The sequence below is a fragment of the uncultured Gimesia sp. genome (genome assembly GCF_937919775.1).
Classification (GTDB): domain Bacteria; phylum Planctomycetota; class Planctomycetia; order Planctomycetales; family Planctomycetaceae; genus Gimesia.
Window position 1 is genome coordinate 1 of record NZ_CALFPF010000085.1, and the last position, 3,585, is coordinate 3,585.

3 protein-coding genes are annotated in these 3,585 nt (G+C 50.7%); 1 reads left to right on the forward strand and 2 read right to left on the reverse strand.

What is annotated here, in order from left to right; translation table 11 throughout:
* A partial coding sequence (locus tag Q0294_RS02225; protein ID WP_299460480.1) for a BBP7 family outer membrane beta-barrel protein occupies positions 1-464 on the forward strand: 464 nt, incomplete at its 5' end.
* A gap of 36 nt (positions 465-500) precedes the next feature.
* On the opposite strand, the gene Q0294_RS02230 is transcribed toward Q0294_RS02225, so the two are convergent.
* Positions 501-1,979: a DUF1501 domain-containing protein gene (locus Q0294_RS02230; RefSeq protein ID WP_299460483.1), complete on the reverse strand. Its 1,479-nt coding sequence runs from the start codon at positions 1,977-1,979 to the stop codon at positions 501-503.
* A 66-nt stretch (positions 1,980-2,045) separates the two neighbouring features.
* Positions 2,046-3,585, reverse strand: a 1,540-nt coding sequence (locus tag Q0294_RS02235; RefSeq protein WP_299460486.1) for a DUF1553 domain-containing protein, incomplete at its 5' end; no start/stop codon positions are given.

The window sequence follows — 3,585 nt, forward strand, 5'->3', positions numbered from 1 at the left end:
CAACGACTCCAGTCGCCTTGTTTGAAACCACCATCGATTCGGCAACCAACAATAAACTCTATATACCTCAAGCAGGGATTCGCATGGAATTTGTACATCCCTGGTTTACGATTTCTGCAGAGCCTAAAGTCGGCTTCGGCGTGAATAACTATAATGGTAGTGTTTTAACGGATCAGTTTCTCAGTGCCGCTGATCCAACTCATGTTACCACCATTTCAAATACCAGATTTGCACCCACGTTCGAATTTGGCGTGAATGCCCGTTTCCATCTGAGCGAATCCTTCACGTTTAATGTGGGTTACAATTTCTTGTGGGCGAATCAGATCGCCAGACCGGGGACAATCACGTACTATAATGAGTCCTCTTCGAACTTGACCAATGGTGTCTCATTGCAGGCCCAGAACAGTCTCGACAGTTATACACTGCATGGTTTGGTCATTGGCGGTGAAATCCGCTTACCTTGATCGATGCTGACTTGATTTGTTTTCCGAAAAACATCATCAGGCGATGAGTTTTTCGACGATTTTTCCGCCGACATTCGTCAGCCTGATATCCAGGCCCCCAAATTTCTGGGCCAGTTTCAAGTGATTCAGTCCGAACAGATGCAGCAGCGTTGCATGAAAATCGTTGATGTGCACGGGATCTTCTTCAACCGACCAGCCAAGTTCGCTGGTCTTTCCAATGACCTGCCCCCCCTTGACGCCACCGCCGGCCATCCAGAGGCTGAAGGCACTGGGGTGGTGATCACGTCCCGTGACAGCTTTGGAGCCGGTACGATTTTCACCCAGTGGAGTTCGCCCGAATTCTCCAGCCATGACGACGAGTGTCGAATCGAGCAGTCCGCGCTGTTTGAGATCTTTCAAGAGTGCTGCTACGGGTTGATCCACGATGCCGGCGTTACGCGTAATACCGGCGTCAAGACCGCTGTGATGATCCCAGGAAGCATGGTATAGATTGATAAACCGAACTCCCCGTTCTACCAGTCTACGTGCCAGGAGGCAGTTGCGGGCAAAGGCAGCTTCGGTATCCGACCCGCCTCCGCGACCTCCGTTTTTGGACTCTCCCTTACGGTCGAGACCATATGCGTCCTGCGTCTCTTTTGTTTCACTGGATAAATCAATCAGTTCGGGCGCAGAGGATTGCATTCGAAAAGCGAGTTCGTAGCTCGCAATTCGGCTGGCGATTTCGTCATCGCCTGTCAGGCCAAGCTGCGCGTGATTCAGTTTTTTTATGGCATCCAGCCCGGACTTCTGAATATCAGAACTGATTCCCGGGGGATTGTTCAGATTGAGAACCGGTTCCCCTTTGTTTCTGAATAAAACACCCGCATAAGTGGAAGGCAGGGAGCCGCTCGACCAGAGTGAGGCACCACCGCTCGCACCGCGACCGGCTGTCAGGACGACATAACCGGGCAGGTTATTGGATTGACTTCCCAGCCCGTAAGTCAGCCAGGAACCGACGCTGGGTCTGCCAAAACGTCCGACGCCCGTATTCATCATTAACTGGGCTGGATGGTGATTGAACTGTTCCGTATACATCGAGCGAATCAACGCGATATCATCTGCACACGAAGCGATGTTCGGGAGCACGTCGGAAAATTCTGTCCCACATTCTCCATGTCTGGTAAATTTTCGGACACTGCCGCTTAAGGTGGCGGTTTCTTTGTTGATGAATGCAAATCGAACCTTTTCGGTAATCTCTTTGGGTAGAGGTTGTCCATTGAGTTCCTGAAGTTTTGGCTTCGGGTCATACAGGTCGATCTGGCTGGGACCGCCTGCCAGAAAAATGAAAATACAGTTTTTTGCAGTCCCCGGAAAATGAGCGTCTTTGGGGGCTAGAGGATTGGTCAGACTGGATTCTGAAGCTAATAATCCTTCTTTTTCCAGCATCGCAGCCAAAGCAAAGCCGGCGACGCTGCAGGAAGAATTCATCAAAAACCGTCGGCGTGCCAGATTTAAGGCGTCAGGATTTGTATGCATCATCTGATCTGTCCGAATATTAAAAACAGGTTGTTTTAAAAATGCTTGTCCCAGATATCCTCTGAATTACCCGCGCGTCACGAATTCATCCAGATTCATTAAAACCCGTCCTATGATGATCCAGGCTGCCACCTCTTGCAGCGTGCTGCCCGTGGGTATATTCTGGGCGTTTGTCAGTTGGCTGATGGCGGCTTGATCCGACTTGAGGAGTTGAATCTGATCCTGATAAAGGTGTTTGATGATGTCGAATTCATCAGGCGAGGGCTGTCGTGACAGGCAGAGCTGGAAGGCCCGCTTAATTCGCGCATCCAGGCTGGAATCTTTTTGTTGTGTTTCTTCTACAATGCGTCTGCCCAGGGCCTGCGAACATTCAAAAAAGGCGGGATCGTTCAGGATCGTCAACGCCTGCAGCGGAGTGTTCGATCTTTCTCTACGGGTGCAGCTCAAATTCGAGTCCGGGGAATCGAAGGTCATCAGCATCGGATAAGGAACTGTTCTCTGGAAGAACGTATATAAGCCGCGCCGGTAACGGTCATCGCCTTGACTGGTGGGCCATTTGACCGAGTTCGCATAACCCAGGCTGGCGATGCCCTCCGGTTGTGGCGGATTTACGCTGCGTCCTCCGATTTTGTGTTTGATGAGTCCACTGACGGCCAATGCCTGATCGCGCACAATTTCCGCTTCGACCCTCTGACGATTCTGATGCGACAGCCAGGTATTGTAGGGATCGCGTTCTACAAGCTCGGGCCTGCTGTTTGATGATTGTCGATAAGTGGCCGACATCACGATCAATTTGTGGAGCTGTTTTAAACTCCAGTGATTTTCCTGGAACTGCGTGGCCAGCCAGTCCAGTAACTCCGGATGGGAAGGAGGTTCTCCCTGAGTTCCAAAATCATTAATGGTCGGAACAATACCACGCCCAAAATAACGGCTCCAGATTCGATTCACGGTGACGCGTGCGGTTAAAGGATTCTTCGGATTGAACAGCCAGCGAGCCAGTTCGAGACGGTTGGGGTTTGAGGAATCCAGGGGAGGCAGAATTGCGGGGGTGTTTGGCTGAACTTCGTCCGCCTGATTCAGAAAATCGCCACGCACCAGTAAGCGTGTTTTTCGCGGGACTTTCAGATGATCTACGACCTGTGCTTTTGTCGTTTCAGCAGGGTTGCGGGGTGCTTTATTTTTGTGAGCGAGTTCAGCCTCTTTCAATTTGATTAGTTGAGGGTCAATCGTGCGGAAATATTCCAGCAGTTCCTGCTGTTGTTCGCTGGTCCGTTGATCCTGGGGAGTATGCAGCGTGTGCACAATGAAATCCGTCATCCCGGTCAGCGATAATGGTTTGGATGCAGTGGTCAGAGACAGTCGGAATCTTCCCAGATTATGATAGAGTTTGAGTGTGGTGGATTGTTGTAACGAAACCGTGATGAGGGTTCCTTTTTCATCTCCGAACGGTGCTTTGGTTTCAAATGTGGCAATCTGTTTCTTTCCCTCTTGCGGGCCAATTGACCAGCCGGTGTGAGGACTGTTATTAATCACGCGGTCGACCTTAAAGCCAACCATTTCAAAACTGGCCTGGGCTTTTTCAAGCGGGATGTCCGATGTTGATTCC

What these genes read in the sequence shown, in the direction of transcription:
- Q0294_RS02230 (WP_299460483.1), bottom strand. Translation starts at nt 1,979, where the DNA reads ATGCATACAAATCCTGACGCCTTAAATCTGGCACGCCGACGGTTTTTG.